This window comes from Amycolatopsis sp., assembly GCF_035546795.1.
In the GTDB taxonomy this organism is placed as follows: domain Bacteria; phylum Actinomycetota; class Actinomycetes; order Mycobacteriales; family Pseudonocardiaceae; genus Amycolatopsis_E.
In genome coordinates this window covers 182,756-209,719 of the sequence record NZ_DASZWC010000001.1, presented here as the reverse complement: position 1 = coordinate 209,719, position 26,964 = coordinate 182,756, and the positions used below count along the sequence as shown (strand labels likewise).

Annotated in this window: 29 protein-coding genes; 16 read left to right on the top strand and 13 right to left on the bottom strand. The window is 71.5% G+C overall.

Annotated features, from left to right (window positions below):
* Positions 1–7: 7 nt before the first annotated feature.
* From rho to VHD82_RS01090, 4 genes are all read right to left on the bottom strand, one after another.
* Positions 8–1,075: a transcription termination factor Rho gene (gene rho / locus VHD82_RS01105; protein ID WP_325695969.1), complete on the bottom strand. Its 1,068-nt coding sequence runs from the start codon at positions 1,073–1,075 to the stop codon at positions 8–10.
* A 423-nt stretch (positions 1,076–1,498) separates the two neighbouring features.
* Entirely contained in the window at positions 1,499–2,875 is a 1,377-nt protein-coding gene (locus tag VHD82_RS01100) for an NtaA/DmoA family FMN-dependent monooxygenase (protein ID WP_325695967.1), read from the bottom strand.
* A complete protein-coding gene (locus VHD82_RS01095) occupies positions 2,859–3,905 on the bottom strand; it encodes an LLM class flavin-dependent oxidoreductase (protein ID WP_325695965.1) in 1,047 nt (348 codons plus the stop codon). The genes VHD82_RS01100 and VHD82_RS01095 overlap by 17 nt, the downstream gene beginning before the upstream one ends.
* Before the next feature lie 89 nt (positions 3,906–3,994).
* Entirely contained in the window at positions 3,995–4,270 is a 276-nt protein-coding gene (locus tag VHD82_RS01090) for a hypothetical protein (RefSeq protein WP_325695964.1), read from the bottom strand.
* 218 nt (positions 4,271–4,488) lie between these two features.
* On the opposite strand from VHD82_RS01090, the gene VHD82_RS01085 reads away from it, so the two are divergent.
* The 3 genes from VHD82_RS01085 (at position 4,489) to VHD82_RS01075 (ending at position 7,596) form a co-directional block, all read left to right on the top strand.
* The gene (locus tag VHD82_RS01085) at positions 4,489–4,794 is read left to right on the top strand and encodes a hypothetical protein (RefSeq protein ID WP_325695962.1); all 306 of its coding nucleotides are present in this window, start codon (positions 4,489–4,491) and stop codon (positions 4,792–4,794) included.
* 225 nt (positions 4,795–5,019) lie between these two features.
* The gene (locus VHD82_RS01080) at positions 5,020–6,192 is read left to right on the top strand and encodes an MFS transporter (RefSeq protein ID WP_325695960.1); all 1,173 of its coding nucleotides are present in this window, start codon (positions 5,020–5,022) and stop codon (positions 6,190–6,192) included.
* A 270-nt stretch (positions 6,193–6,462) separates the two neighbouring features.
* Positions 6,463–7,596: a hypothetical protein gene (locus VHD82_RS01075; protein ID WP_325695958.1), complete on the top strand. Its 1,134-nt coding sequence runs from the start codon at positions 6,463–6,465 to the stop codon at positions 7,594–7,596.
* A gap of 55 nt (positions 7,597–7,651) precedes the next feature.
* Here the strand turns inward: VHD82_RS01075 and VHD82_RS01070 are convergent, their stop codons facing one another.
* Positions 7,652–8,575, bottom strand: coding sequence for a hypothetical protein (locus tag VHD82_RS01070; RefSeq protein ID WP_325695957.1), 924 nt, complete (start codon positions 8,573–8,575; stop codon positions 7,652–7,654).
* 166 nt (positions 8,576–8,741) lie between these two features.
* Here VHD82_RS01070 and VHD82_RS01065 point away from each other — a divergent pair, with 166 nt between their 5' ends.
* A complete protein-coding gene (locus VHD82_RS01065) occupies positions 8,742–9,833 on the top strand; it encodes a ScyD/ScyE family protein (protein ID WP_325695955.1) in 1,092 nt (363 codons plus the stop codon).
* A 206-nt stretch (positions 9,834–10,039) separates the two neighbouring features.
* Here VHD82_RS01065 and VHD82_RS01060 read toward each other — a convergent pair whose 3' ends face one another.
* From VHD82_RS01060 to VHD82_RS01040, 5 genes are all read right to left on the bottom strand, one after another.
* A complete protein-coding gene (locus tag VHD82_RS01060; protein WP_325695953.1) occupies positions 10,040–10,765 on the bottom strand; it encodes an alpha/beta hydrolase in 726 nt (241 codons plus the stop codon).
* Positions 10,766–10,946: 181 nt separating this feature from the next.
* The gene (locus VHD82_RS01055; RefSeq protein ID WP_325695951.1) at positions 10,947–11,642 is read right to left on the bottom strand and encodes a YoaK family protein; all 696 of its coding nucleotides are present in this window, start codon (positions 11,640–11,642) and stop codon (positions 10,947–10,949) included.
* A 138-nt stretch (positions 11,643–11,780) separates the two neighbouring features.
* Positions 11,781–12,656, bottom strand: a complete 876-nt coding sequence (locus VHD82_RS01050; RefSeq protein WP_325695949.1) for an RNA polymerase sigma-70 factor — start codon at positions 12,654–12,656, stop codon at positions 11,781–11,783.
* Between the two features lie 11 nt (positions 12,657–12,667).
* A complete protein-coding gene (locus VHD82_RS01045) occupies positions 12,668–13,423 on the bottom strand; it encodes an SDR family oxidoreductase (RefSeq protein ID WP_325695947.1) in 756 nt (251 codons plus the stop codon).
* 69 nt (positions 13,424–13,492) lie between these two features.
* Entirely contained in the window at positions 13,493–14,377 is an 885-nt protein-coding gene (locus tag VHD82_RS01040) for an AraC family transcriptional regulator (protein WP_325695946.1), read from the bottom strand.
* A gap of 73 nt (positions 14,378–14,450) precedes the next feature.
* On the opposite strand from VHD82_RS01040, the gene VHD82_RS01035 reads away from it, so the two are divergent.
* From VHD82_RS01035 to VHD82_RS00980, 12 genes are all read left to right on the top strand, one after another.
* Positions 14,451–14,969, top strand: coding sequence for a class I SAM-dependent methyltransferase (locus VHD82_RS01035; protein WP_325695944.1), 519 nt, complete (start codon positions 14,451–14,453; stop codon positions 14,967–14,969).
* A complete protein-coding gene (locus VHD82_RS01030) occupies positions 14,966–15,106 on the top strand; it encodes a hypothetical protein (RefSeq protein ID WP_325695942.1) in 141 nt (46 codons plus the stop codon). The genes VHD82_RS01035 and VHD82_RS01030 overlap by 4 nt, the downstream gene beginning before the upstream one ends.
* A gap of 80 nt (positions 15,107–15,186) precedes the next feature.
* Positions 15,187–16,203, top strand: a complete 1,017-nt coding sequence (locus VHD82_RS01025; RefSeq protein WP_325695940.1) for an isopenicillin N synthase family dioxygenase — start codon at positions 15,187–15,189, stop codon at positions 16,201–16,203.
* Positions 16,200–17,486 (top strand): bifunctional o-acetylhomoserine/o-acetylserine sulfhydrylase, encoded by a 1,287-nt coding sequence (locus tag VHD82_RS01020; RefSeq protein WP_325695938.1) that lies wholly within the window; start codon positions 16,200–16,202, stop codon positions 17,484–17,486. Before VHD82_RS01025 ends, VHD82_RS01020 begins: the two co-directional genes overlap by 4 nt.
* Positions 17,479–18,279, top strand: a complete 801-nt coding sequence (locus VHD82_RS01015) for a lysophospholipase (protein WP_325695936.1) — start codon at positions 17,479–17,481, stop codon at positions 18,277–18,279. Before VHD82_RS01020 ends, VHD82_RS01015 begins: the two co-directional genes overlap by 8 nt.
* Positions 18,276–19,817, top strand: coding sequence for an ABC transporter substrate-binding protein (locus VHD82_RS01010; RefSeq protein WP_325695934.1), 1,542 nt, complete (start codon positions 18,276–18,278; stop codon positions 19,815–19,817). Before VHD82_RS01015 ends, VHD82_RS01010 begins: the two co-directional genes overlap by 4 nt.
* A 13-nt stretch (positions 19,818–19,830) precedes the next feature.
* Positions 19,831–20,781 (top strand): ABC transporter permease, encoded by a 951-nt coding sequence (locus VHD82_RS01005; protein ID WP_325695932.1) that lies wholly within the window; start codon positions 19,831–19,833, stop codon positions 20,779–20,781.
* Positions 20,778–21,617, top strand: a complete 840-nt coding sequence (locus VHD82_RS01000; RefSeq protein WP_325695930.1) for an ABC transporter permease — start codon at positions 20,778–20,780, stop codon at positions 21,615–21,617. Before VHD82_RS01005 ends, VHD82_RS01000 begins: the two co-directional genes overlap by 4 nt.
* Positions 21,614–22,411 carry an ABC transporter ATP-binding protein gene (locus VHD82_RS00995; RefSeq protein ID WP_325695928.1) on the top strand — a complete coding sequence of 266 codons (798 nt, stop codon included), beginning with the start codon at positions 21,614–21,616 and terminating at the stop codon, positions 22,409–22,411. The genes VHD82_RS01000 and VHD82_RS00995 overlap by 4 nt, the downstream gene beginning before the upstream one ends.
* Complete coding sequence (locus tag VHD82_RS00990) at positions 22,408–23,190, top strand: ABC transporter ATP-binding protein (protein ID WP_325695926.1); 783 nt, start codon at positions 22,408–22,410, stop codon at positions 23,188–23,190. The genes VHD82_RS00995 and VHD82_RS00990 overlap by 4 nt, the downstream gene beginning before the upstream one ends.
* 29 nt (positions 23,191–23,219) lie before the next feature.
* Positions 23,220–24,026, top strand: coding sequence for a DUF1684 domain-containing protein (locus VHD82_RS00985; RefSeq protein ID WP_325695924.1), 807 nt, complete (start codon positions 23,220–23,222; stop codon positions 24,024–24,026).
* Positions 24,027–24,028: 2 nt separating this feature from the next.
* Positions 24,029–25,048: an LLM class flavin-dependent oxidoreductase gene (locus VHD82_RS00980; protein ID WP_325695922.1), complete on the top strand. Its 1,020-nt coding sequence runs from the start codon at positions 24,029–24,031 to the stop codon at positions 25,046–25,048.
* 6 nt (positions 25,049–25,054) lie between these two features.
* Here VHD82_RS00980 and VHD82_RS00975 read toward each other — a convergent pair whose 3' ends face one another.
* The 3 genes from VHD82_RS00975 to VHD82_RS00965 form a co-directional block, all read right to left on the bottom strand.
* A complete protein-coding gene (locus VHD82_RS00975; RefSeq protein WP_325695920.1) occupies positions 25,055–26,182 on the bottom strand; it encodes an FAD/NAD(P)-binding oxidoreductase in 1,128 nt (375 codons plus the stop codon).
* Between the two features lie 69 nt (positions 26,183–26,251).
* Positions 26,252–26,740 (bottom strand): NUDIX hydrolase, encoded by a 489-nt coding sequence (locus tag VHD82_RS00970; protein ID WP_325695918.1) that lies wholly within the window; start codon positions 26,738–26,740, stop codon positions 26,252–26,254.
* A 67-nt stretch (positions 26,741–26,807) separates the two neighbouring features.
* Positions 26,808–26,930: a ribosomal protein bL36 gene (locus VHD82_RS00965; RefSeq protein WP_325695916.1), complete on the bottom strand. Its 123-nt coding sequence runs from the start codon at positions 26,928–26,930 to the stop codon at positions 26,808–26,810.
* Positions 26,931–26,964 lie beyond the last annotated feature (34 nt).

The following is a 26,964-nucleotide window of genomic DNA, read 5'->3' as shown; positions in this document are numbered from 1 at the left end:
GTCCGGGTCAAGCGGCCATCGCCCCCGGTGCGGTGACCGAGGCGGACACCCGTGCGACGAATTCCGCGTTGGACTTCGTGGTGCGGATCTGGTCGAGGAACTGTTCGGTGGCGCGCTTCGGGTCCTGACCGGCGAGCGCGCGGCGGACCTCGGTCATGACGGCCAGTTCGGCGGGCGCCAGCAGCAGCTCGTCCCGGCGGGTGCCGGAGGCGAACAGGTCGATGGCGGGGTAGACGCGGTGGTCGGCGAGGGTGCGGTCGAGGCGCAGTTCGGAGTTCCCGGTGCTTTTCAGTTCCTCGAAGAAGACCGTGTCCGCGAGGGATCCGGTGCCGACCAGCGCGGTGGCGATGATGGTGAGCGACCCGCCGTCTTCGATGTTCCGCGCGGCACCGAGGATTTTCTTCATCGGGTGCAGCGCGCCTGCATCGACGCCGCCGGACAGGATGCGGCTGGAAGTGCGGGCGGCCAGGTTGTAGGCGCGGCCGAGCCGGGTCAGGGAGTCGAGCAGCAGCACCACGTCGCGGCCCGATTCCACCAGGCGTTTGGCCCGTTCGAGCGCCAGCTCGGCGATGACGGTGTGCTCGGCGGGTTTGCGGTCGAACGTCGACGCGACCACTTCGCCGTGCACGGTGCGGCGCATCTCGGTGACCTCTTCCGGCCGCTCGTCGGCGAGCAGCACCATGAGGTGCGCGGTGGGGTGGTTCGTGGCGACGGCGTGGGCGATCGCTTGCAGCACAGAGGTTTTACCGGTGCGCGGCGGGGCGACGACGAGCGCGCGCTGCCCTTTGCCGATGGGTGCGACGAGGTCGATCACGCGGGTCGTGAGCTGCGGGCGCCCGGTTTCCAGGACAAGCCGTTGGCCGGGGTGGACGGGCGTGAGCCGGTCGAACACCGGGCGGTCCCGGATGGGCGGGGCGCCGTTGAGGGCAAGCAGTTCGTCGCCCTCCAGGACGATTTCGTCGCCACGGCGCAGGCCGTGGCCGCGGACGAGTCCCCAGGGGACGGTGGGCCCGCCGGGGCCGTAGCCGAGGGTCGCGGACTTGCCGTGGATATCGAGAATTCCTTGGTATGGCATGGGTTTTCAGCTCCTGAGAGAAGGGGCGATCAACGCGTGAGCGGATCGCCGGAAACAGCAAACCCGAAGTACTTCGGGAGTGAGGGGAGAAGAATTTCCTCCGGGCGGCCGAGCCGACATCCGTGAGGAATGTTGCCAGTGTAGCCGGATCTTCCGGTATCGCGCAAGCCGGGTCCCGCCAGGGGTAACGTCCGGGCGGCGCACCGTCACTGTCCGAAGTGGACCCGCGGCGGCGCTGGTCTGGGGATACGGACACCGGCGATGCGGAAGTCGGCCGGGTTCCCACGCCGCGGCTTCGGCCACGCGCTTGGCCGGGGCGAGCCTGTGCACCGGCGGCTTCGCCCAGTTCGGCCGCTCCGGCGTTAGTGGCCCGGCCCAGCGGCAACCTCGACCCTGGCGTGGCTCACACGCCGCGCTGCCCGTTCAGCGAAGACGAGCAGGAGCGCTGAGCCCGGGCAAGCCGAGGTGCTCGCGCAGCGTCGTGCCTTCGTACGCCGTCCGGTAGACGCCGCGGTCCTGGAGTTCGGGCACCAGCTTGTCGACCATATCGTCCAAAGAGGACGGAACGAGATGTGGCGAGATGTTGAACCCGTCGACCGCCCGCGTGCGGACGTAACGCGCCCATTCGTCGGCGATCTGTGACGGCGTGCCGACGAAGACGCGTTGCCGGGGCTGGACTTCGAGCACCAGTTCGTGGATCGACAGCTGCTTCTCGGCGGCCAGCTCGCGCCACTGGCGGATCCGGTCGAGCTTTCCGGTGCGGTGCTCGATCGAGATGGTGCCGCGCGAAGGGTCCAGCTCGTCCTCGACCGGCTCGATGTCCGGCAGCGGCCCGTGCGGGTCGTAGGCCGAGAGATCCTTGCCCCAGTACTGCTCCAGGAAGGCGATCGCCCGCTGCGGGTTCATCTGCTGGCGGCGGACCCATTCCGCGCGCTCCTGCGCTTCGGCGGCGGTGTCGCCGAGCACGACGGACGCGCCGGGCAGGATGCGGACGGAGTCGGCGGGCCGGCCGTAGGCGGCGAGCCGGGCGCGCAGGTCCGTGGCGTAGGCGAGCGCCTTGCCGTATTCGGTGTTGGCGGAGAACACGACATCGGCGTGGCGGGCCGCCAGGTCGCGGCCGCCGGGGGAGTCGCCGGCCTGGAACAGCACCGGCCTGCCCTGCGGGCTGCGCGGCAGCGTCGGCGTGACGCGCAGATCGACGAGATCGGTATGGCGTTCGACGGGATGGATCGAGCCGGGGCGTGACCACCGCTCCGTTTCCGCGTACCCGGCGATCGCGCCGGTGTCCCACGAGTCCCAGATCGCCTTGGCGGCCTCGACGAACTGGGTCGCCCGCTCGTAGCGGCGCTCGTGCTGCAGCCAGCCGCCCCGGCGGAAGTTGGCGCCGGTCCAGGCATTGTCGGTGGTCACGATGTTCCAGCCGGCGCGCCCGCCGGACAGGAGGTCCAAAGTGGACAGCCGGCGGGCGAGGTCGGCGGGGAAGTTGTAGGTCGCGTTCTGGGTCGCGACCAGACCGATGTGCCCGGTCGCGCCGGCGAGGGCGGCCAGCTGGGTGATCGCGTCGGGCCGCCCGGCGACGTCGAGCGAGTGCACCCGGCCGCGGTTCTCCCGTACGCGCAGCCCTTCGCCGAGGAAAAACGCGTCGAACAGGCCGCGTTCGAGCGTGCGGGCGACCGCGACATAGGTCTCGATCTCGGTGTGTTCGGCGTTCGACGGGTCGGCCCAGATGTACTGCGGGCCGACCCCGGTGTAGAAGACGCCGAGGTGCACCTGCGCGTTCTCGTCATACGGCTCGGACATGGCTGCCCTTTCGGCTGGTCGCGGCGAAGCGGTTGGCGGGCCGGGGGAGTCCGAGCGTCGCGCGCAGGGTTTCGGCGGGTGGGTGCGGCGGGAGCGCGGGCAGCACCCAGTCGGCGAGCAACGGCAGATCGACCGACAGCACCGCCGGGTGCAGCCGGACGCCGTCCACGACATCCGCGAGTTCTTTCAGCAACCGGCTCAGGTCGCCCGCGGAACCGGTGTGCCGTAAGCGATCCGAGGGCCACGGGGTGGCCGCGTCGAGCCGCGCCAACCGCTCCGTGGCGGGTTCGTTCGCGTCGAGGACCACGTCGATGTCGGCGAACACCAGTGGTGCACCCGATTTCCGGGCCGTCCCGGCGTCGCGCGCCAGGTCGTGTCCGGTCACCAGTGCGATGTCGGCCTCCACGCCCAGCGATCCGGGCGCGATGACCACCGGCTGTCCCTGGGGCGGGCGGGGCGTGATGAGCGGGCCTTTCACGGAAAACGCGGCGCCCTCGAAGTCGACGTGGTGCACTTTGTCCGGGTCGAGGTAGCGGCCGGTCGCGACGTCCTTGATGACGGCGTCGTCCTCCCACGAGTCCCAGAGCCGCCGCACGACCTCGACCACGTCGCGCGCTTCGGACGCGGGGACGTCATCGGAGCGGACCGTCGCCAGCTCGTCGCCGCGCGCCGCGCCGACCAGCCACGCCGCGCGGCCGTGCGTCGCGTGGTCGAGAGTCGCCAGCTGAGCGGCGACATGGAACGGCTCCGTCGTGGCGGTGTGGATCGTGGGCGCCAGGCCGATTTTCCCGGTCAGCGTGCTCAGGTACGCGGCTCGCGCGCCGGCCTCCAGCCGCCCGGCCACATCGGGTCCCGTGCTGGGAGGCAGGGGCGAGTCGGCGAAAGTCACGAAGGTGAAGCCGGCTGCTTCGGCTGTGCGCACCACGTCGCGGATCTTTCGTGGATTCAGCACGTCCGCGGGCGCCTGGCCGGCCAGGCGCCAGGCCGCCGGATGGGCGCCCGCCCCGTCCACCTCGAGCGCGAGAAACATGGCTCCGCCCCATTTCCTGTTTGCTGTCAACGAGATCGACAGTAAACAGTTCGGGCGGGCCGGAGCCGGCTGTTCAGTATGTGGGAGGCTCAGGTGAGTTCGGCCGAGACCACCGCGGGAAGCCCCCGAAGGCCGGTGAGCAGTGGCTCGATCTCGTCAGCGGGCAGCAGGACCGCGCACGTCATGCTGCTCTCCCGGACCCCGTCCCGGATGTCGACGGACAGCTCGTGCACGACGCGGCCCCCGTGCGCCAGCAGGGTGACCAGGCCGGGGATCTCCTCGACCCCGCCGACGAAGTAGGCGGCGATCCGGCGCCGGACCGGCATCGAGGTCCGGGTGGCGAGGGAAGTGGAACCGAAGGACATGGCGAAACTCCACGGGAAAGGGAGACTGGCTGGAAGCCGGGCCAGGTCCCGGGAGGATGCGGCTTTGTCCGCGATCGTCGACACTGCGCGCCGGCGACCTGGTTCAGCCGGCGCGCCGGGCTACGAGTCGCTGGGACATCATGAGGCGCTGCACGGGCACAGGCTAACACGAGCCGCGTCCGGGACAACCCTCCGCCCCGAAGCGCGTCTCTACCTGCGTGCCGAACGAAACCGTGCGATGGATCCGCGGCCTGGGGGCGGCGCTGGGCGTGACGGCGCTCCTGACCCCGGTGCACGCCACCGCGATGGCCGTGTTCCTGCTCGGGTCCGGGCGGTTCGACGCCGGCGGCCAGGGTGGTCCGTTTCGCGCCTGCACGGCCGATTCGGCCGTGTGTGAAGGCCCCGACGTCGTGCTGATGACCGGCTCCGCGCTGGTCGTCGCCGCGGGGGTGGCGCTCGCCGCGTGGGCCGGACGGCGCGCGGGAGGGTTCAGCCGGAGGAAGCCCGCCGGGTTCCTCGCCTGACCCGCCCGGCCCCGGCGACGGACTGTGTCCACTGTGGAGTGGCCGGTGACCCGGTGACCAGTTCTCGATCTCGACCGGTGACGGGCCCGCCCCGATCGCGCGGACCGTCGGGCTGCACCTGTCGGTGTTCGACGATCGTCGGCTCCCCCGTGCCAAGCGGGTTGGATGACCGGCACGGCAACGAGAACCGGTCCTCCGACCGATCGCCGTGGCAGGATCGGGACCGTGGGGGACGGGGAGGCGAAGCGCGCCAGGGCCGGGGTATCCGTCGTGTTCGCGGTCTGTGGCGCCTCGTTCGCCACCTGGGCTTCGCGCGTCCCGGCGGTGCAGCAGCAGGCCGGGGCCAGTACCGGTGAGCTGGCGATCGCGTTGTTCGGCCTGGCCGCGGGATCTGTGCTGGCGCTGGCCGCCGCGGGGCCGCTGATCACCAAGATCGGCAGCCGCCGGGCCGCGGTGCTCGGCGTCCTCGTGCTGGGTACGGGGCTGGGGGTCGTCGTCCTCGCCCACGACGTCGCCGCGCTGACCGCGGCCCTGATCTGGCTCGGCGTGGGCAACAGCGTGCTCGACGTCTCGATGAACGCACACGCGGCACGCGTGGAAGACCGTTACGGCCGCCCGATTTTCGCCGGGTTCCATGCGTTCTGGAACATCGGCGGCCTCGTCGGCTCCGGGGTCTCGGCCCTGGCGGCGGCCGCCCGGGTGCCGGTGGCCGTGCACTTCCCCGCCGCCGGGCTGGTCGCGCTGACCGTGGGCCTGTGTGCGGTGCTGACCCGCTTCTTCACCACCCCGGACACCGGTCAGGGCGGGCCCGCGCTGGTCAGGCCCGGCCGGGTACTGCTGCCGCTCGGCGTGATCGCGTTCTGCGGATTCGTCGCCGAGGGTGCCGTGAACGACTGGAGTGCCGTGTATCTCACGGACATCGGCGGGGCGTCCGGCTCCGCGGCGTCGCTCGGCTATTTCGCCTTCTCCAGCACGATGATCTTCATCCGCCTCATCGCCGACCGCACGAGCGATCGGGTCGGTGCCGCCCGTCTGATGCGTGTCGCGGCGGCGGTCACGGCCGGCGGGTTCGTGCTCCTGGCCGCCGTGCCCCAGCCAGCGGTCGGCGTGGCAGGCTTCGCCGTGCTCGGCCTCGGCGTCGCGGCGATCGTCCCGCTCGCCTGGAGCGCCGCGGGCCGGGCGCGGCCCGAGGCTCCGGCGATGGCGATCTCCGCGGTCGCCACCTGCGGTTACCTGGGGTTCCTCGTCGGACCGGTGCTCATCGGCGGCCTGGCCGGCGTGATCGGCCTGCGCCTGGCGATGCTCACCGTCGCCGCGCTGGCGTGCGCGGTGTATTCGCTGGCGCCCTCGGTGCGGGCCGGCGCGCCTGGAACACGTGCGCGGACATCCAGGCGGTGACGGGCCCCGGGCCGGGCCGTCATGGCTTTGGCGATCGCGTCGGTGGCGGCCGCGAGATCGAACCGCCCCGGCGGGATCCCGGCCCCGCCGGCGAGGCCCGCCGACGTCGGCGATCACCTGAATGTCCGTCTCGGGAGAGCGCTTTCAGGACCCCCCGTCCGGCGGCCTCTCCGGGGCTTCTGGTAAAAGGTGCGGGGCGTCTGTCATGGACGAAGACGTCCCCGCTATGCTCGCGACCCCCACCGCCGAGAACTTCACAAGGACAACTACATGGAAACCGAGAGCGACCAGCCGGCTGCGTCAGCGGACATCCTCAGCAGCGCGGCCCATGCCGCCCGACTGACCATGTTGGACACCATGGAAGAGAAGGTCCGCTACGCCTGCGAGGCGCTGGACCAACCGTCGACATCGGACGTACTCGCGTTCCTGATGACCTACGGCGTGGTCAACCATCCGAAACGGGAACGTGCCGGCGTGGCCGCGCACGTGGCCAAGTGGCGCGAGGAGCGCGGCCTCGGTGACACCGGGGAACTGCCCCGGCTGTCGGTGGAGATGCTGTCCGAACTGGACGACCGCCGCGCCGGGGAGACCACGGCGGTCACCGAAGACAAGCCCGAGGCCGCCGCGGAGCCCGCCGCGGCCGCGGTGACCGGGACGCTCGACGAGAAGCCGGCCGCCACCAAGAAGCGGCGGACCACCCCGGAGGGTTCGCGCGGGTTCTACCTGGTGGCGTTCATGTCGCTGCTGGTTTCGGTGGACACCTCGTGGCGCTTCTTCGGCGAGAAGCTCGGCATCGTCAACATCTACGAGCGGGCCGCCATGTTCGCCGTGGTCGAGGTCGCGCTGATCGCCTGCGGTTTCGCGATGCGCGCCGGAATCCGCAGCGCGAGCGGAAAGCCGGGACCCGCCCGGCTGATCCTGTGGGCGCTGTGCGCCGCGTCCGGCTACATGGCGTTCGACCTGGCCGGCCCCGTGTCCGGCCTGGCGCGCGTCACCCTCGGCCCGGTGCTCGGCGTGGTCATGCTGCACCTCGCGCTCGGCATCGAGCTCCGGCACGGCCGGCAGCGGGTCACCACCTGGGCCCGGGTCAGCCGTGAACTGAAAGAGCGCTTTCTTTCCCGGCTCGGCCTCGGCGACGACGAGCGTGACGCGCTCGCCCGCACCCGCGACCGTGCGGCGCGGCGCGCCGCGCACCTGGCCCGCGCGTCCTGGTTCACCCCGTTCCGCAAGGCCCGGCTGGACCGGGCGCTGCGTTCCGCGAACGTGGCGCACGACGACCGGATGCGTGCCCGGCTGATGGCGGAGCTGGCGGCCGTCCAGCACGCCAACGAACTGCGGCGCCTCGACCTCGCGTCGCCGTGGTCGGACTCGCTGGCCGCGACCCTGAAGTACCTGAAGCGCTAGTACCGCGTTCTGCCACACTGCGTGCCGTCCCCGCTCATGGGGGCGGCACGCAGTGTCAGTTGTGGACCCCGGCGCGGAGAAGTCGTTCGGGCGCCTGCTCCCGGAGTGCGTCGCCGGAGACCGGGGCCTGGCCGTGGAGTGCTTCCCAGCGGGCGTTGTGCGCCGCCGGCCACAGGCCGGCCGCCCAGGCGACCTCCAGTTCCGCGGCGGTGAACCGACGTCCCCGAATGTCCTGATAGGACGCCAGGAACGCGGCCGAACTCCCGACGGGCGCCAGCGTCGCCGGCCGGGCTCCGGCGAAGGTCCCGCTCGCGGCACCCACCAGCGAGGCCTCCGGCTGCCAGGCCAGGCTGTCCCAGTCGTGCACCGTCCACACCCGTGTCCCGTGCCAGCTCAGATTCTGTGCCTCGAAGTCCGCGTGGCCCAGCACGCACGGCAGGTCAGCGGCCAGCAGCCGCCGCCGTGCCCGCTCCGCCGTGTCCGTGACGTGCGCGGGCACGACGCTCTGGTCCCGGTCGTCGAGGAAACCGATCGCCGGCCACAGCCCGGGATCCGAGTGGTCCCAACGTGCCCAGCGCGGATTCGGCAGCGGAGGCGCGACGCGGAGGTCGGCGAGCCCGGCCATCAGCCGGGCGAACACGTCGGCGTAGCGCACGGCCACCTCCGGCGAGTCTCCGCGCAACATCTCGCCCCCGGGCCGGAACTCCTCGGCGTGCACGCCCAGCGAACCGACGCGCACCACCGGCGTGAGGGGCCGTGCGCAGGGGAATCCGTTCCCGGCGAGCCGGGCCTGCGCCGCGACACAAGACGCGGCCCGGCCGTCGTCGGGGCGTGCCTTGATGACCACAGGGGCGCCATCGGTCAACCGGAGTGCGAAAACCGCTGACAGCTGCCGCAGCCGGAACAGCACCCCGGCAGGTTCGCTGCCGAGGTGGTCCAGGCACCATCCGGGTAACCAGTCCGGCAAGTCGTCCGGCATGGCCACAACTGTGCCAGTGTGGCCATGCCGGAAGGTTCCCACGGGGTGGCGCGGGCCGTGATTCGCTGTCCGGCGGGGAAATTCACCCTCGTGAAACCGGACAGTAACGCCTTTCGCGGCACGTTCGTCTCCGAAGAGGGGACAAACGGCGCGAAAGGACGGGACCATGCGAACGACCCGACTCTTGGTGACTGCCGTGACCGCGTTCGCGGCAGTGCTCATTCCGGCGACCGCCCAAGCGGGCGGAGCGCAGCCATCGACGATAGCCGGCGGCCTGAACGCCCCGCGGGGATTGGCTTTCGCCCCGGACGGCGCGCTCTACGTCGCCGAGGCCGGCACCGGTGGTTCGGGCCCCTGCCTGCCCGGGCCCGAAGGCGGGCAGGTCTGCTTCGGCACCAGTGGTTCGGTGACGCGGATCGGCCACCACGGTCAGAAACGCGTGCTGACGGGCCTGCCGTCGCTGGCCGGTCCGGGTGGCGCGAACGCGATCGGCCCGTCCGACGTGTCCTTGCAGGGCAACGGCGGGATGTACGTGACGGTCGGGCTCGGCGGGAACCCGGCGACGGTGCGGCCGCAGCTGCCCCCGGCCGGGCAGCAGCTGGGTTTGTTGCTGCGCAACGGAAAACCGGCCGCGGACATTTCGGGCTACGAGGTGCGGGCGAACCCGGACGGTGGCGAGGTGGACACGAACCCGAACTCCGTGGAGGCGCTGCCCGGCGGCCGGGCGGTGGCCGACGCGGGCGGGAACGACCTGCTGTGGGCCGGGTCCGACGGCCGGATCACCACGATCGCGACCTTCCCGGACCGGCTGGTCGACGCGCCCCCGCAGCTCGGCCTGCCGCCGGGCACGAAGATCCCGATGCAGGCCGTGCCGACCTCGGTCGTCCGTGGCCCCGACGGCGCGCTCTACGTCGGTGAGCTGACGGGCTTCCCGTTCCAGCAGGGCGCGGCGCGGGTGTGGCGCGTGGTGCCTGGGCACGCGCCGCAGGTGTACGCGCAAGGGTTCACCAACATCATCGATCTCGGTTTCGACCACGGCAGGCTGTACGTGCTGGAGATCGCGCGGAACGGTCTGCTCGGCGCCGAGACCGACCCGTCGGGCGCGCTGTTGCGGGTGGACCGGCATGGTCCGCCGCAGGTCGTTTCGCAGAACCTGACCCTGCCGGGCGGCCTGGCACTGAAGGACGGCAACGCCTACGTGTCGAACTGCGGCGCTTGCCCCGGCCCGGCCGGTTCCATCGTCCGCATCCGGTTGTGAACTCTCGACGGTTTCGGCCGGCACGGGGCGGCGTGGGCGCGGTTGCTAACGGACGGACGCGCGGCGACGGCCCTGCCCGGGATGTCGCGTACATCGGCCGCGCTGAACTGAACCTGACCGGCCCGGAGGCTCGCTTCGCGGCGGCGCCGCAGCTGCGGGTCATCGCACCCCGTGACGCTTTCCTCGACTGAAGCTCGTGCCCCGCCCTACCTCAGGTGCCGGGCGAAGAACCGGTTCCCGGATTCGCCCTCGAACCGGGGGACGCCGGTGTGCCCGCCCATGTTGGCGTGCAACGTCTTCTCCTTCGAGCCGAAGGCGTCGAACAGGTCCAGGGCTCGCTGCCGGTCGTTGCCCTCGTCGTCCCATTGCAGCAGGACGTGCAGTGGAATGGTGACCTGGCGGGCCTCGCCGAACATGGCGCGGGGCACGAAACTTCCGGCGAACAGCACGGCGGCGGCGATCCGCGGCTCGACCACCGCCAGCCGGACGCCGACGGAGATCACCCCGCCCGCGTACCCGACCGGGCCGCCGATCCCCGGCAGCGCAAGGAGGGCGTCCAGGGTGGCCCGCCACTCCGGGACCGACTTTTCGACCAGCGGGAGGATGAGCCGGTCGATGATGTCGTCGCCGGCCGGCCGGCCGGCGGCCAGCGCCTGGCGCAGTTCGGCGCGGGCCTCCTCGGCGACGGGGGACCGGGGCCGGTCACCGCTGCCGGGGAGTTCGATGGTGGCCGCGGCGTAGCCCTCGGCCGCGGAGTGCCGGGCCCGGGCCGCAAGGCGCGGGTACATCCTGCGCAGTCCGCCCGGATGGCCGAGCAGGATCAGCGGGGCCGGTGCGGATCCGGGCGTCCACAGGATGCCGGGGATCTCGCCGAGGGTGAACTCGCGTTCGAGGACGCCGTCGCCGAGGCGCCGTTCGGAGGTGAATCGCATGGTCGTGCCTTTCGGGAGTGCTGGTGTACGGCGCTCCCGGACGACCTATCGCCCGACCGTGACCCCGGAGGGGAGCACCCACGTCGTTGCGTTCACGGGTACCACCTCCTCGTTCTCTCTCACGGCCCCGCGAACTTAGCAGCCGCCGCCGTGCTCCGCCAACGGGTTTTCGCGTGCGACGTCATCGCGAAGCCGCTGTTGAAGGAGCGCCTGCCGTGGCGAACGCGCCCGCGACGACGGCCACGACGACGGCGGCCAGCGCGATGACGGCGGTGGGGGACCACCGCAGGATGCCCGCCCCGGCCGCGGCCCCGGCGAGCATCGCGGCGATGGAGCCGAGCCGCCGGTGCGGCTGGGCGCCGGGGCCGCCCGCCAGCGCGCTGTCCGCGGTCAGGCCGGTGAGTGTCAGCGTCAGTACCGTCGTGGTCAGGTCGCGGGCGCCGAGGTGGCGGACGGTGCTGTTCTGCACGCCGAGCGCGGCGCCGAGCACGGCGATCGTGGCGTAGCCGGCCCCGCCGCCGAACGGCAGGACGCCGGTGCCGGTGAGCAGGGCGACCAGGCCGAGGATGATCGCCTCGCCGGTGAACGCGATGCCCAGCCAGCGGCGGGGACCGACCTCGGCCAGGGTGTGCGCGAGCCGCCCGCCCGCGAACGCGCCGACCACGAACCCGCCGATGGCGATCGCCGAAGCTATCGCCGACAGCCCGGAGCCCGGGGTGATGCTGAAGCCGAGGAACACCACGTTCCCGGTCATGTTCGCGACGAACACATGCCCGAGGCGCAGGTAGCTGACGGCGTCGACGAGCCCGGTGACAGCGGTCAGCACGAGCATCGCGGCCACGGTCTGCCGGGAGCCCAGCGGCGAGGGGACGGGCATCGGGTACTCCCTTCCGGAGGGGCGCGCTCGGCGGGTGGGGCCGAGGCGTTGACACCGGTGATGTCTACTCCCGCTCCGCCGGGCGCGCTCGCCGAGGCCCCGGCTGTTCGTGTCCACTGTGGACGATGCCGCCACCGCTCAGCTCGGGGCCGGTGCGAGATGCCCGAGTTTGTCGGGGTTGTTGACCGTGCGGATCGTCTGGATCCGTCCGTCGAGCACCTCGAGCGCCCACGTGCTGAGGACCTTCCCGTCCCGGTCGCGGAACACCGCGCCCGGCTGGCCGTTCACCTGGTGCGGCCGCACCTGCGCGCCGGCCTTCGCGAACAGCGGCATGAGCGCGGCCAGCGCCCGGGTCACGTTCCCGGCGCCGGTGAAGCGTTCGGCCCACTGCGGGGCCTTGCCGCCGGCGTCACCGATCAGCCGCACATCAGCGGACAACAGCTCGGTCAGCCGGTCGACGTCCCCGTCCCGGAACGCGTCGAGGAACCGGCCGGCGAGCTCCTCGCGTTTGCTCCGGTCGGCTTCGAACCGGGGCCGGCCCGCGTCCATGTGCCGGCGCGCCCGCACCGCGAGCTGACGGCACGCGGCTTCCGAGCGTCCGACGGCGGCGGCGACCTCCGGGAAACCGAACCCGAACACCTCGCGCAGCACGAAAACCGCGCGTTCGAGCGGGCTGAGCCGTTCGAGCAGCAGCAGCGCCGCCATCGACAGCGAGTCGGCCAGTTCCGCCGAGCGCTGCGGGTCCTGATACGGATCGGCCAGCAGCGGCTCGGGAAACCACGGCCCGACATAGGACTCCCGGCGGACGCGGGCCGAGCGCAGCACGTCGATCGCGATCCGGCTCACGGTCGCCGACAGGAAAGCCTTGGCGGAAGCGGGTTCGGTCGCGGAGGCCGCATAACGCAGCCACGTCTCCTGCACCGCGTCCTCGGCCTCGCTCACGCTGCCCAGCAGCCGGTAGGCGATCGAAAACAGCAGCGGCCGCAACCCCTGGAACTCCTCGGCCCGCGTCATGCGTGTTCCTTTCACCAGGGGATCGGGCCGTCTTCGCCGAAGAACCCGGCCGTCGGGCCGTCCGCTCCCAGCGTCGCCATGCGCACCAGCACCGCGGCGCCTTGCGCGACGGTGAGGAATCCGGTGTGGTTGTTGCTGTCCGTGTCGACGAAGCCGGGGGCGACGGCGTTGACGAGCACGCCGTCCTTCCGCAGCTCGTTGGCGTACTGCACGGTCAGCGCGCAGAGCGCGGACTTCGACGGGCTGTACGCGGCGGACGGCAACAGCGAGGCCATGGGCCCGTCCGGATCGCCGGCGAGGGTGACCGAAGCGGCGTGACTGCTGACGTTGACGATGCGCGGCGCGGGCGACCGGCGCAGCAGCGGCAGCATCGCGTTGATCACCCTGATCACGCCGAACACGTTGGTGTCGAACACTTCCCGTACCATGTCCACGTCCACCGAGCTGGGCACCTGGTCGTGGGCGTCCTCGGGGGAGACCGGCCCGGAGCCGGTGATGCCGGCGTTGTTGATCAGCACGTCGAGCCGCCCGAAGCGGTCCTCGACCTGGTTCGCGGCTTCCCGCACGGTGATCGGGTCGGTCACATCCAGGGTGAGCGCGTGCACGTCACCGCCCGCCGCGCGCAGTTCCGCCGCGGCGTCCTCGCCGCGGCGCGCGTCTCTGGCACCGATCAGCACCGTCATGCCCAGCGCCGCGAGCTGCTCGGCGGCGCCGCGGCCGATTCCCTTGTTCGCGCCCGTGACCAGCGCGACCTTCCGCTCACTCATGTCAGCTCCTCGTTGTGGGTCCCTCTTCGAGACCCCAGACGAGACAGCCCGGCCCGCTGTGACATCTGCTCACCCCGGCCGGGCTTCGCGACGCCATTCCCGTGGCGTCGCGCCGTTTTCCCGGCGGAAGATCCGCGCGAAATATCCCGGGTCGGACAGGCCGACCCGGCGGGCCACCTCGGCGACCGGCAGCTCGGTCCCGGTGAGCAACCGGCGCGCTTCGGTCATCCGGTGCTCGGTGATCCAGTCCAGCACGGTCCGCCCGGTGCGCCGCCGCACCAGTGTGGTCAGGTAGCCGGGTGTGATGCCGACGCTCCTGGCCACGTCGCGCAGCGACAGCGGGCCGGCGAACCGCTGCCGGATCACCTCGAACACCTCGGCCAGCAGGGTTTCGTTGCTGCGGCGCAGATCGTCCACGACATCACCGGCCAGCCGCGTGACGTCGACCAGCAACAGGGTCAGGTGTGCCAGCGCGGCCTGGCGGTACCCCTCGGCGCGATCGGCGAGCTCCGTTTCGATCGCCGCTATCGCCGCCGTCCACACCGGACGTCGTTCCGGCGGCACGTGCAGGCGCAGCAGCCCGCCTGCAATCCCGTGCAGGAAAGGGAAAAGCAGCGGATGGGACCGCCAGGACGGCGACTGCCCGGCACCGGCCAGCGTGGCCGGATCGAAGAACACACCCCGGCCCACGGCCGCCGGGGCGAGCACGGCCGGATCGATCAGCGCGCCGGGAGCCAGCACGAACGCGTCGCCGTCCTGGATGTGATCCGCCGGCTCGCCCGCGCGGTCGATGTAGACGAGCACCGGGAAGTCGTGGATGTGGCGCTTCCCGTGGCCGGGCTGTGGATCCTCGTCGAACCGCAGCACGGACACCGGCGGCGTCTGCGGGGCCGTGCGGTAGCGGTAGATCGGTACCCCGGCGCGGTAGCCGACCGGCCTGGCGACTTCGGGCATGAGCTGAAGATAGTCCTACTTTCGCCGACAATCGACCATCTTTGCCGGTCCACCGGACAGCACCATGGAAGGCATGACGAACAATCATCCCAGCGACACCTCCGAGGAACACGACTACCTGCCTGCCGCCGGCAAAGACGCGTTGCTGCCGTGCTACGACCTGTTCACCGCCCTGCTCGGGGTCGCGAAGGTGCACCGCACCCTGATCGGCCAGGCCGGGCTCTCGCCCGGGCAGCGCGTGCTCGAAATCGGCTGCGGGACCGGGAACATGTCGCTGCGCCTCAAGCGTGCCCACCCGGGCGTCGAGTTCGTCGGTTCGGATCCTGACCCGCTGGCGCTGCGCCACGCGCGACGGAAGGCCCGCCGTCTCACCGGAATCCGGTTCGAGCGGGGCTACGCGCAGCGCCTGCCGTATGCGGACGCGAGTTTCGACCGGGTCCTCTCGGCGTTGATGCTGCACCACCTGGACGACGCCACGAAGCGTGCCGCGGCCGCCGAAGTCGCGCGCGTGCTGCGCCCGGGCGGCCGCCTGCACCTGGTCGATATGACCGCGCAAGGCCAGGGCTGCATGGCTTCCTGTCCCGGCGGATGAGGAAAACCGGCCACCTCGCCGGCCACGGCGGCATCCCGGCGTTGTTCGAAGAGGCGGGCCTCCGCTGCACCGAGACAGCCGCGCGCAACCACCCGGTCATGGGCCGGATCGGCTACTACCGCGCGGAAAAGGCCTGATCGCGGCCGCGGCGACGGCACGGCGTCCGCACTGTGGGATCGCTGCTGAGGATTCGCCGGTCGGCCTAGGCTTTCGCGTCATGACCACCGCACTGCCGCTGATCGACATCTCGCGGTTCCGCGACCCCGCTGCCGACCGCGAGGAGTTCCTGGCGCAGCTACGCCACGCCGCACACCACGTCGGTTTCTTCTACGTGGTCGGGCACGGCGTCCCCGAGGCACTCACGTCCGGGTTCTTCGAGGTGGCCAGGCGGTTTTTCGCACTGCCACCGGAACAGCGGCTGGAGATCGAGAACATCCACTCGCCCCAGTTCCGGGGCTACACGAGCACCGGCCACGAGTACACGGCGGGCTCGCCGGACTGGCGCGAGCAGCTCGACATCGGCCCCGAGCGCGTGACGCCCGAGACGGCGCCCGGCGACCCGGCGTGGAAGCGGTTGATCGGGCCGAACCTCTGGCCGGCCGCGCTTCCCGAACTGCGGGAAACGACGCTGGCCTGGCAGGCCGAAGCGCTGCGCGTCAGCCGGGAGGTGCTGCGGGCACTGGCCGCGGCGCTCGGTCAGGACGAGGGCTACTTCGACGAGTGGTTCGACGAGGAAGCGGCGACCCATGTCAAGGTCATCCGCTACCCCGGCCGCCCGGCCGAGGACGCCGACCAGGGCGTCGGGGTGCACAAGGACTACGGCTATCTCGCCCTGCTGCAACAAGACGACGTCGGCGGGCTGCAGGTGGAACAGCCCGGCGGTGGCGGCTGGATCGACGCGGCTCCGGTGCCGGGCAGCTTCGTGTTCAACATCGGCGAGATGCTGGAGATCGCGACACAGGGCTACCTGACGGCGACCCGGCATCGGGTGGTCAGCCCGCCCGCCGGGGCCGAACGGTTCTCGATCCCGTTCTTCCTCGGGCCACGGCTGGACGCCGTCGTCGAACCGCTGAAGCTGCCGGCCGAGCTGGCGGGGCAGGCGCGCGGGGTCAGCGAAGAGGAGCACAACCCGCTTTTGGCGGCGTACGGGGAAAACGCGCTCGTCGGCTGGCTGCGTTCGCATCCCAAGGTCGCGGAGCGCTGGTGGTCCGACGTATCGGCGGACCGCGGATGACGCGCGAGCGATCGTTCGAGACACGCCAGATCCACGCCGGTGCCGCACCGGACTCGGCGACCGGGGCGCGGGCGACGCCGATCTACCAGACGAGCTCCTTCGTCTTCGACGACGCGCGGCACGCGGCCGAGGCCTTCGCCTTGCGGGACCTGGAAACCCACGCGTACACGCGGCTGTCCAACCCGACCACCAGCGTCGTCGAGGAACGGCTCGCGGACCTGGAGGGCGGGGTGGCGGCGGTCGCCGTCGCAAGTGGACAGGCCGCGTCGAGCCTCGCGCTGCTGAACCTCGCGCGCGCCGGTGACCACATCGTTTCGGCCGCGACGCTGTACGGCGGCACGTACAACCTGTTCGCGTACACCCTCGCCGATCTCGGGATCTCGGTGGATTTCGTGCGTGACCCGGACGACCTGGGGCAGTGGCGTGCGGCCGTCCGCCCCAACACCAAGGCGTTCTACGCCGAAACGGTGGGGAATCCGCTCGGCAACGTGCTGGACGTGTCGGCGGTGGCCGGGATCGCCCACGACGCCGGGGTGCCGCTGGTCGTCGACAACACCATCCCCACCCCGTACGTGACGCGCCCCGTCGAGCACGGCGCCGATTTCGTGGTGCATTCGACGACGAAGTTCCTGTCCGGGCACGGCACCGGCATCGGCGGCATCGTGCTCGACGGCGGCCGGTTCGACTTCCGCGCGCAGCCGCGGCGGTGGCCGCAGTTCAACCAGCCCGACCCGAGCTACCACGGGCTGGTCTTCGGCGACGAGTTCGGCGACCTCGGCTACAGCCTGCGGCTGCGCACCAGGCTCGTGCGTGATCTCGGGCCCGCGGTCTCGCCGTTCAACAGTTTCCTGCTGGCACAAGGCATCGAGACGTTGTCGCTGCGGATGGAACGTCATGTGGCGAACGCGCGGGCGATCGCCACCTGGCTGTCCGGACGGCCGGACGTGGCGGCGGTCCACTACGCGGATCTGCCCGGCAGCCCCTGGCACGACGCGGCGAAGCGGTATCTCTCCCACGGCGTGGGCGCGGTGCTCGCGTTCGAGCTGAAGGGCGGGCTCGACGCGGGACGGCGGCTGGTCGACCGGGTGCGGCTGTTCAGCCACCTGGCCAACATCGGTGACGTGCGCAGCCTGGTGATCCATCCCGCCTCGACCACCCACGCCCAGCTGGACCCGGAACAACAGCTCGCGAGCGGTGTCACGCCCGGGCTCGTGCGCCTGTCGGCCGGGCTCGAAGGCATCGACGACCTGATCGCGGACCTGGAAGGAGCCCTCCGTGGCTGAGTTCGGCGGCAGCACCGGAAAGGTCCACTATGGACATTGGGTACCACCGGAACCCCGTGCCGTGGTCGTGTTCTTCCACGGCCTCGGCGAGCACATCGGCAGCTACGAGCCGTTCGCGGCTGCGCTGAACGACGCCGGTTTCGCGCTGTGGGCCGCCGACCACGCCGGGCACGGCCGAAGCGAAGGCGTGCGGGTGCTGATCGAGTCGGTCGACAACCTGCTCGACGACGCGGAAACCCTGGTGCGGCTGGCTCGCGAAGCGCATCCGGACCTGCCACTCGTGGTGGCCGGGCATTCGCTCGGTTCCCTCGTCGCGGCCCTGCTCACCGGGGAACGCGCGGTGGCGCCGTCGGCGCTCGTGCTGGCGGGCTCGTCGCTGCTGCCCGAAGGCGGCGGTCTGGCCGAACTGGTGGCCGGCGGCGTCGATCTCTGGGAGCTGCGCAAGGACCCCGCAGAGCTGAGCAGGCATCCGGACTTCGTCCGGCAGATCCGCGAGGACCCGCTCACCTGGGACGGCGGCCTGCGAGTGGAAACGTTGCGGGCACTGGGTGAAGCGGCGCCGCGAGTGTCCACTGTGCTCGGTTCGCTCAACCTGCCCGTCCTGCTGCTGCACGGCGCCGAGGACGACCTCGCTCCCGCGTCCGGCGCGGAGCGGGCGGCGAAACTCCTGCCGGACGCGCGCGCCGTGATCTTCCCCGAGGACCGGCACAACATCCTCAACGAGCTCGACCGCGACGAGGTCTACCGCGTGCTGATCGGGTTCCTCGACGAAACCTTGCAAGGAGACAGATGAAGCGCCTGATCCTCCCCGTGCTCGCGGCGGCTCTGTTCGCCGCGGCGGCCTGCGGTACGGGTGGCGTGACCAGCCCCGGGGCCGCGACGTCCAGCCAGGCCGCGACCCCGCCGGACGACCAGCTCGACACCAGCGCCACCGTGGACGTGCGGCTGGTGCTGGAGCCGACCAGCTTGAACATCTTCGCCACCTCGGGCGCGGCGCTCGACCAGATCCTGCTCGACAACGTGTACCAGGGCCTGGTCGGCATCGACACCGGCGCCAAGGACAAGATCGTGCCGCGGCTGGCCACGTCGTGGGACATCTCGGCCGACGGCCTGACCTACACCTTCCACCTGGTGCCGGACGCGAAGTTCCACGACGGCTCCCCGCTGACCTCGTCGGACGTCGTATGGTCGTTGCGGCAGCAGATCGCGCCCGGCTCGAAGGCCGTGTACGGCGCGAACTTCGCCTCCATCGCGCACGTGTCCGCCCCGGACCCGCGGACCGTGCAGATCGGCCTCAACAGCCGCGACACCTTCCTGCTGTGGAACCTCGCGCAGCGCGGCGGCATCGTGTACAAGCAGGGCACCGACTTCTCCACTTTGGACTCGGCGGAGAACGGTTCCGGGCCGTTCACCCTGGCGCAGTGGAACCGCGGCGCGTCGATCACCTTGGCCCGCAACGACACCTACTGGGGAGCCAAGCCGAAGGTGGCCAAGGTGGTCTTCCACTACATCACCGAACCGAGCGCCGCCAACAACGCGCAGCAGACCGGGCAGACCGACATCGAGACGGCCGCCGACCCGACGCTGCTGCCGGCCTTCACCGGCAACGGCGACTTCTCGGTGCTGAAAGGCACCACCACCGACAAGTTCACGCTGGCGTTCAACGGCACGCAGGCGCCGTTCACCAACCCCGACGTGCGCCACGCCATCCGGCAGGCCATCGACAAGCAGTCGATCATCAAGGCCTACGGGGCGGGCACCGCGATCGGCAGCGCGGTACCCCCGCAGGACCCATGGTACGAGGACCTGACCTCGATCGACGCCTACAACCCCGATAACGCCAGGAAACTGCTGGCCGCCGCCGGTTACGCGGGCGGGCTGCAGCTGACGCTGGACGTGCCCGGCATCTACCCGGCGTCGATCACCGACGTGCTCGTGTCGGACCTCAAGCAGGTCGGCGTCACGCTCACCGTGCGGCCGGTCGAGTTCCAGACCTGGCTGTCACAGGTGTTCAAGAACCACGACTTCCAGCTGAGCCTGGTCGATCACGCCGAAGCACGCGACATCGCCAGCTACGCCACACCCGGCTACTACTTCGGCTATGACAACAAACAGGTCCAGCAGTGGTACGGCCAGGCACGGACAGCGGCGAGCGACACCGAGCGCGACGGCCTGCTCAAGCAGGTGGCGCGGCAGGTCTCGCAGGACGCGGCCACCGACTGGCTGTTCCTGGCCGAGGCGGACACGGTGGTGCACAAGGGAATCTACGGCGTTCCGCAGAACGAGACGAGCAACCGGTTCAACCTAAGCGCGCTCGCGGTGGGCAAGTGAGCGAGGAGCCCCGGTGACGCTGTACGCGGTACGCCGGGTGGCGTTGCTGCTGGTGTCGCTGGCGGTGGCGAGCGTCATCGTGTTCGCCCTGTTGCGGCTGCTGCCCGGGGATGTCGCCGCCACCATCGGCGGCATACAGGCCAGCCCGGCGCAGCTGGCGGCGATCCGCGCCGATCTGGGCCTGGACCGGTCGATGGCCGTGCAGTACGGCGACTGGGCGGCGGGGGTGCTGCACGGTGATTTCGGGCGCTCCCAGCTCAACGGTGGCTCGGTGAGCAGCGAACTGTGGCAGAAGCTGCAGGTGACCGCCCCGCTCGTGGTGGGCGCGGTCGTGGTGGCGCTCGCGATCGCGGTCCCGCTGGGCACACTGGCCGCGGTGCGCAGCCGTTCGGCGGTGGGCACCGGGCTGAGTGTGTTCTCGCAGCTCGGCATCGCGATCCCGACGCTGTGGCTCGGCCTGGTGCTGGTGCTGGTGTTCTCGGTCGAACTGGGCTGGCTGCCCGCGCAGGGTTTCCCGGACGACGGCTGGTCCGAGCCCGGGCTCGCGCTGCGCAGCCTGGTGCTGCCGTGGATAGCGCTGGGGCTGACCGAAGGCGCGGTGCTGCTGCGCTTCGTGCGGTCGTCGGTGCTCGGCGTGCTGCATTCGGACTACGTGCGCACGGCCCGCGCCAAGGGGCTCACCCGCGGCCAGGCGCTGGTGCGCCACGGGTTCCGCAACGCGGCGCTGCCCGTGGTGTCGGTGCTCGGGCTGCAGCTGGCGGCGCTCATCGTGGGCGCGATCGTGATCGAGCGGGTCTTCACGCTCCCCGGGGTCGGCAGCATGCTGGTCACCGACGTCGGGAACCGGGATCTGGTGAAGGTGCAGGGCGAGGTGTTCCTGGTGGTGGCCGCGGTGCTGGTGATCGGGTTCGTGATCGACCTCGTGCACCGGCTCGTCGACCCGCGGCTGCGGGAGGCGCGGTGACGGTCCTGACCGCGCTCATCCGGCGTCCCGGCGGGGCGTTCGGCCTCGCCGTGCTCGCCCTGCTCGTGCTGGCCGGCGTCGTTTCGCTGTGGTGGACCCCGTTCGACCCGGAGACGACGGACCCGGCGAACGCGTGGCTTTTGCCGTTCCAGCAAGGACATCTCCTCGGAACCGACCAGATCGGGCACGACCAGTTCAGCCAGTTGCTCGCCGGGGCGCGCGAGACGCTCGTGGCCGCGGTGGCGTCCGCGGCCGTCGCGACCGTGCTCGGCCTTGTCCTGTCGCTGACGGCCGTGCTCAGCCCGCGATGGCTGGGCGCGGCGGTGGTGCAGCTGATCGACATCGTGATCGCGTTCCCGACCCTGCTGCTCGCGATGGTGCTCGCCGCGGTCTACGGCAGCTCGCTGGCGACCGTGGTGGTGGCGATCGGCATCGGCTTCGGGGTCGTCGTGGCGCGGGTGACGCGCGGGGAACTGGCGAGCGCGCGGGGCAGCGACTTCGTGCTGGCCGCGCGCGCGAGCGGGGCGCGAACGTGGCGGATCGTGCGCAAGCACCTGCTGCCCACGGTCGCGCCGACCCTGATCGTGCAGCTGTCGCTGGTGATGGCACTCGCGGTGCTGGCCGAGGCGGCGCTGACCTACCTCGGCTACGGCAGCTCGCCGTCGTCGCCTTCGTGGGGCGGGATGCTGCACGAGCAGCAGGCCTACATCAGTGCCCGGCCCCTGCTGGTGATCTGGCCCGGGCTGGCGGTCGCGGTCACCGTGCTGGGCTTCAACCTGCTCGGCGACGCATTACGCGACTCGACCGACCCACGACTGCGGAGCGGGGTGCGATGACACTGCTGGAGGTCGCGGACCTCACTGTCCAGATCGGAGGGCGCAAGGTCCTCGACGAGGTCGGTTTCACGGTGGCGGCGGGGGAGCGGCTCGGCCTGATCGGGGAGTCGGGCTCCGGGAAGTCCCTGACCGCGCTGGCGGTGCTGGGCCTGCTGCCCGAAGGCGCCCGGGTGACCGGCAGCGTCCGGCTGGACGGCGCGGAACTGCTGGGGCTCGGGGACAGGGCGCTGTCGCGGGTGCGGGGCGAGCGGATCGCCATGGTGTTCCAGGAACCGCTTTCCGCGCTGAACCCGTTGATGCGAGTGGGAAAGCAGATCGCCGAATCGTTGCGGCTGCACCGGGGCGTGTCCCGGAAGCGGGCGCTCGCCGAGGCGGTCGAGCTGGCCGCGAAGGTGGGGCTGCCCGATCCGGAGCAGGCCGCCCGGGCCTTCCCGCATCAGCTTTCCGGTGGACAGCGGCAGCGAGTGGGCATCGCCATAGCGCTGGCGTGCCGGCCCGCCCTGCTGATCGCCGACGAACCGACCACGGCGCTGGATGTGACCGTGCAGGCCGGAATCCTCGACCTGCTGGGCAGGCTGGTGCGCGACGAAGGCAGCGCGCTGCTGTTCATCACGCACGATCTGGCCGTGCTCGCACAGGTGGTGCAGCGGGTACTGGTGCTCGGTGGTGGCCGCGTGCTCGAAGACGGGCCGCTCGCGGACATCCTGCGCGCGCCGGCGCATCCGTCCACGCGGACGCTGCTGGAAGTGGCCCGCGCCGGTTCGTTCCGCCGGGCCGAGGAGGCCACGCCATGACCCTGCTGGAGGCGGCCGGCCTGAGCCGGTCCTACCGGTTACCGCGCCGCGGACTGTTCACGCCCGGCGGGCAGCGCGAAGCCCTGCGAGACGTGAGCCTTTCGCTGGAGGAGGGCGCCGTCCTCGGCATCGTGGGCGAGTCCGGTTCGGGCAAGTCCACGCTGCTGCGCCTGCTGCTGGCGCTGGACCGGCCCGATGCCGGCGTCGTGCGGTACCGCGGCCGGGAGGTCGCCGGGCGCGACCTCGCGTGGTTCCGGCGCGAAGTGCAGGTGGTGCTGCAGGATCCGTTGAGCTCGCTCAACCCGCGCAGCACGATCCGCGACAGTGTCGCCGAACCGCTCGAATGCCTCCGCGTTCCCGGCGACCACGACGCGCGGGTCGCGGAACTGCTGACCGCCGTGGGCCTCGAACCCGATGCGGCGCGGCGATATCCGCACGAGTTCTCCGGCGGCCAGCGACAGCGCATCGCGATCGCCCGCGCACTCGCGCCGGGCCCGCGGGTGCTCGTCGGCGACGAACCGTTCTCGGCGCTGGACGCCTCGGTCCGGACGCAGATCATCGCACTGGTGCGCGACCTCGCCGCGCGCTTCGGGCTGTCGCTGATCCTGGTCTCGCACGACATCGGCGTCGTGCGGCAGGTGTGCGGCGAGGTGCTCGTGCTCTCGGCCGGTGAGGTCGTCGAACGCGGCACCACCGCCGAAGTACTGCACGCGCCGCGGCACCCGTACACCAGGGCGTTGCTGGCGGCGGTGCCGCAGCTGCCGGAGGAAGTCCGGTGAAGTTTCCATCGAACCCGAAGGAGTACCGAATGACCACCATCGAGACCGGCGCCTTCACCGCCGAGTGGCAGGCGTGGCACCGCGCGCACGACGAGAAACTGGCCGCGCCCAACGGGTTCCTCGCGATCACCAGCCTGCACTGGCTCGGTGACGTGCCGACGCGATACCCCGACGCCCCGGGCGCGTGGTCGACCGGCCCCGACGGCGTGACCGTGCTCCTCGACGAGGGAACCGAGCTCGTCGTCGACGGCGAACCGGTACGCGGGCGGCATTCGTTCGGCGTGCTGCCCGAACGCGGCGGCGTGAACGCGGTCTGGGGTGACGCGGTGATCGAGGTCGCCCGGCGCGGCGGGCACGACATCCTGCGACCGCGCCATCCGGGCAACGCGCTGCGCACCGCCTTCGCCGGGACACCGGCCTACGCGCCGGACCCGCAATGGGTGGTCACCGGACGCTACGAGGCGTTCGACCACCCCCGGCCGACGACCGTCGGCGCGGCCGTCGAGGGGCTCGAGCACGTGTACGACGCGCCCGGCCGGATCCACTTCACGCTCGACGGACAGGAGCTGAGCCTGACCGCGTTTCCCGGGCACGACAAGGAAAGCCTGATCGTGCTGTTCACCGATGCCACCTCCGGCGTCACCACCTACGCGGCGAACCGGGTGCTGCAACTGGCGCGGCCGGACGCGGACGGGCAGGTCACGCTGGACTTCAACCGGGCGGCCAACCTGCCCTGCGCGTACACCGACCTCGCCACGTGCCCCTTGCCCCCGGCGGAAAACCGGCTCCCGGTCGCGATCGAGGCCGGCGAGCAGATCCCCGCCGAACGCCGCTGACCGTGACGATCACTTCGCTGGCCTTCCTCACCCCGGGCAACTTCGCCGACGACGACCCGTACCCGGGGCTCGAGGACACGCTGCGGCTGTTCGAGTACGGCGAAAACCTCGGCTTCGACGGCGCCTGGATCCGGCAGCGCCATCTCGAACACGGGGTCGGCTCGGCGGCGGTGTTCCTGGCCGCGGCCGGGCAGCGCACGCGGCGGGTCGAACTGGGTACCGCGGTGATCCCGATCGGCTACGAGAACCCGTTCCGGCTGGCCGAAGACCTCGCGCTCGCCGACGTGCTTTCGCGCGGACGCCTGCAGGTCGGGTTCTCCACCGGGATGCCGCACGCCGAGCTGCTCGGTGATCTCGTCCACGACGGCGACTGGCGCTCGTTCGACCTGGGTTACGGCCGCATCGCCCGGGTGCTGGACAACCTGCGCGGCGACTACCTCGGCGACGAGCACACCGTCATCCACTCGCCCGGCAACACCCAGCGGCCCCGGCTGCAACCGCACGATCCCGGACTGACCGACCGGATCTGGTACGGCGGCGGCAGCCTGCGCTCGATCCGCTGGGCCGCTGGGCGCGGGCTGAACCTGCTCACCGGCAACGTCATCAGCGGCGAGGGCACCGACGACTTCGTCACCGCCCAGCTCGCCCTGATCAGCGAGTACCGGCGGCTGATCGCGCCGGACCGCCCGGGGCGGGTGGCGCTGGGCCGCGTGATCGTCCCGTTCGACAGCGCCGGCGCGCCGACACGGACCCGGTACCGCGAGTACGCGGCCGCCCGGCACGAACGCACCCTGAAACCGCAGGGGGAGCGGCGGACCCTGTTCGCCCGTGACGTGGTCGGCACCTCGGAGCAGATCCTCGAACAGCTCTCGGCCGACCCGGCGGTGGCCGCGGCCTCGGAACTGCGCCTCGAGCTGCCGTACGAGTTCGGCCGGCAGGACTACGAGCAGATCCTGCACGACGTCCGCACGGTGATCGCGCCGCAGCTCGGGTGGCGGCCGGAAACCGTTGCCCGCGTGTAGGGGTGCCTACCCGGCGGTGATCGCGGTCTCGATCTGCTGACGCGCCTGGATCATCAGTTTCGGCTGGGTGATGCTCAAATGCGCGGTCAGCCGCCCGTCGGGCGTGTGCCACGCGGCGCTCCACTTGGGCGCGCCGGCGTCGCGGATCTCGACGGTGTCCGCGGGCCCGTGATGGCCCACGTACTGGATCTTGCGGCCGAACTGGTCGCTCCAGAAGTAGGGCACCGGGTCGTGCACCGGCAGCGGCCCGCCGCTGCCCAGGATCACCCCGGCCACGGTTTCCGGTGCCGAACGCGCGTCGTCCCAGTGCTCGACGCGCAGCCGGGTGTTCCAGCGCGGCGACCAGCGGGCCGCGACGTCGCCGATCGCGTACACCCGCTCGCGGCTGGTCCGCAGGTGCTCGTCCACCACGACCCCGGGGTCGGTCTCCACCCCGGAACCGGCCAGCCAGCCGGTCTCCGGCCGCACCCCGACCCCGGTCACGACGACGTCGGCGGCCACCTGCGTGCCGTTGCTGAGCGCCACCCCGTTTCCGGTCACCTCGCGGACCCCGGTCCCGAGCCGGAGGTCGACCTCCGACCACCACTCGGCGATCCGGCTGCCCACTTCTTCGCCCAGTGCCAGCGCGAGCGGCGCCGGCCCGGGTTCCACACACGTGACGCGGCAGCCCGCCTTCAACGCCGACGTCGCGACTTCCGCGCTGATCCAGCTCGCGCCCGCGAGGACGACGTGCGCGCCCGGAACCAGCCGGGAACGCAGGCGTGCGGCGTCTCCGGCCGTGCGGACGGTGAACTGCGGGCCGGGACCGGGCAGCCGGATGGGGCTCGCGCCGGTGGCGATGATCAGCGCGTCGAACGGGATCTCCCCGCCGTCGGTGTGCACGACGTCGCGATCGGGAGCCAGCGACGTGGCGGGCACGCCGAGGCGCAGATCCGTGCGCAGCAAGGAAAAATCGGTGCGCAGCGTCGTGTCGCGCTCTTCGTTCAGCGCACCCTTCGTCAGCGGCGGCCGGTCGTAGGGCGGGCAGGACTCCGCGCACAGCACGGTCAGTTCGCCCTCGTGCCCCTTCGCGCGCAGCTGCTCGCACACCCGCGCGGCGGCGAGGCCGCCTCCCACCACGACAATGTGGCCCATCGATCGTCTCCTCACGGTGCGGCTGGACGAATGGTGCCACGGCCGCGAGCCCCGGGGCTGTGATCTGCGTCAGTGGTGCCAGGGCAGCCGGACCGGCTGGGCGGGCAGGGTGCCACCGGTGAGCCCGGCCAGCAGCGGCACCAGGCCGAACGGGTAGACCACTTCGGTCGTGGCGGCCAGTTCGGCGGTGGGCCACCAGCGGTGGCCGAGGATGTAGCGGCGTTCGATGCGGTCGAAGCCCCGGGTGTCCACGTCGTGGCCGGCGACCCGGTGGAAGAAGAAGTCGTCGCGGAAGACGCCCTTCGCCCAGGTGAATTCGACATATCCGGAGGTCAGTGCCACGCACGAGCCGAGCGCTTCGGGCGGCACCCGCAGCCCGGTCTCCTCGAGGAGTTCGCGGGACGCCGCCTCGGGCAGCGACTCGCCCTCTTCGACCCCGCCGCCGGGGGTGAGCCAGCAGTGGCTGCCGTCCTTGTTCGCGAACCGGAACAGCAGCAGGCGATCGTCCTCGTCCAGCAACAGGACACGCGCCGTGCGGCGCCGGTATTCCTCGGTCACTCCGACGAGACTAGCAATGACAACGCGGCCGGACGATCATATCGTCCGGCCGCGCCCGGTGCGTACCTCAGCCCTGGCGGGTGTTGAACCTCGGGTTGCGCTTGTTGATCACGAAGGTGCGCCCGCGCCTGCGGACCACGATGGAGCCCGTCTGCTGCTTGAGCGACCTGATCGAATTCCTGGCCTTCATCTCTCGCCCGTCCTCTCTCCCCGTGCGCTGCAAC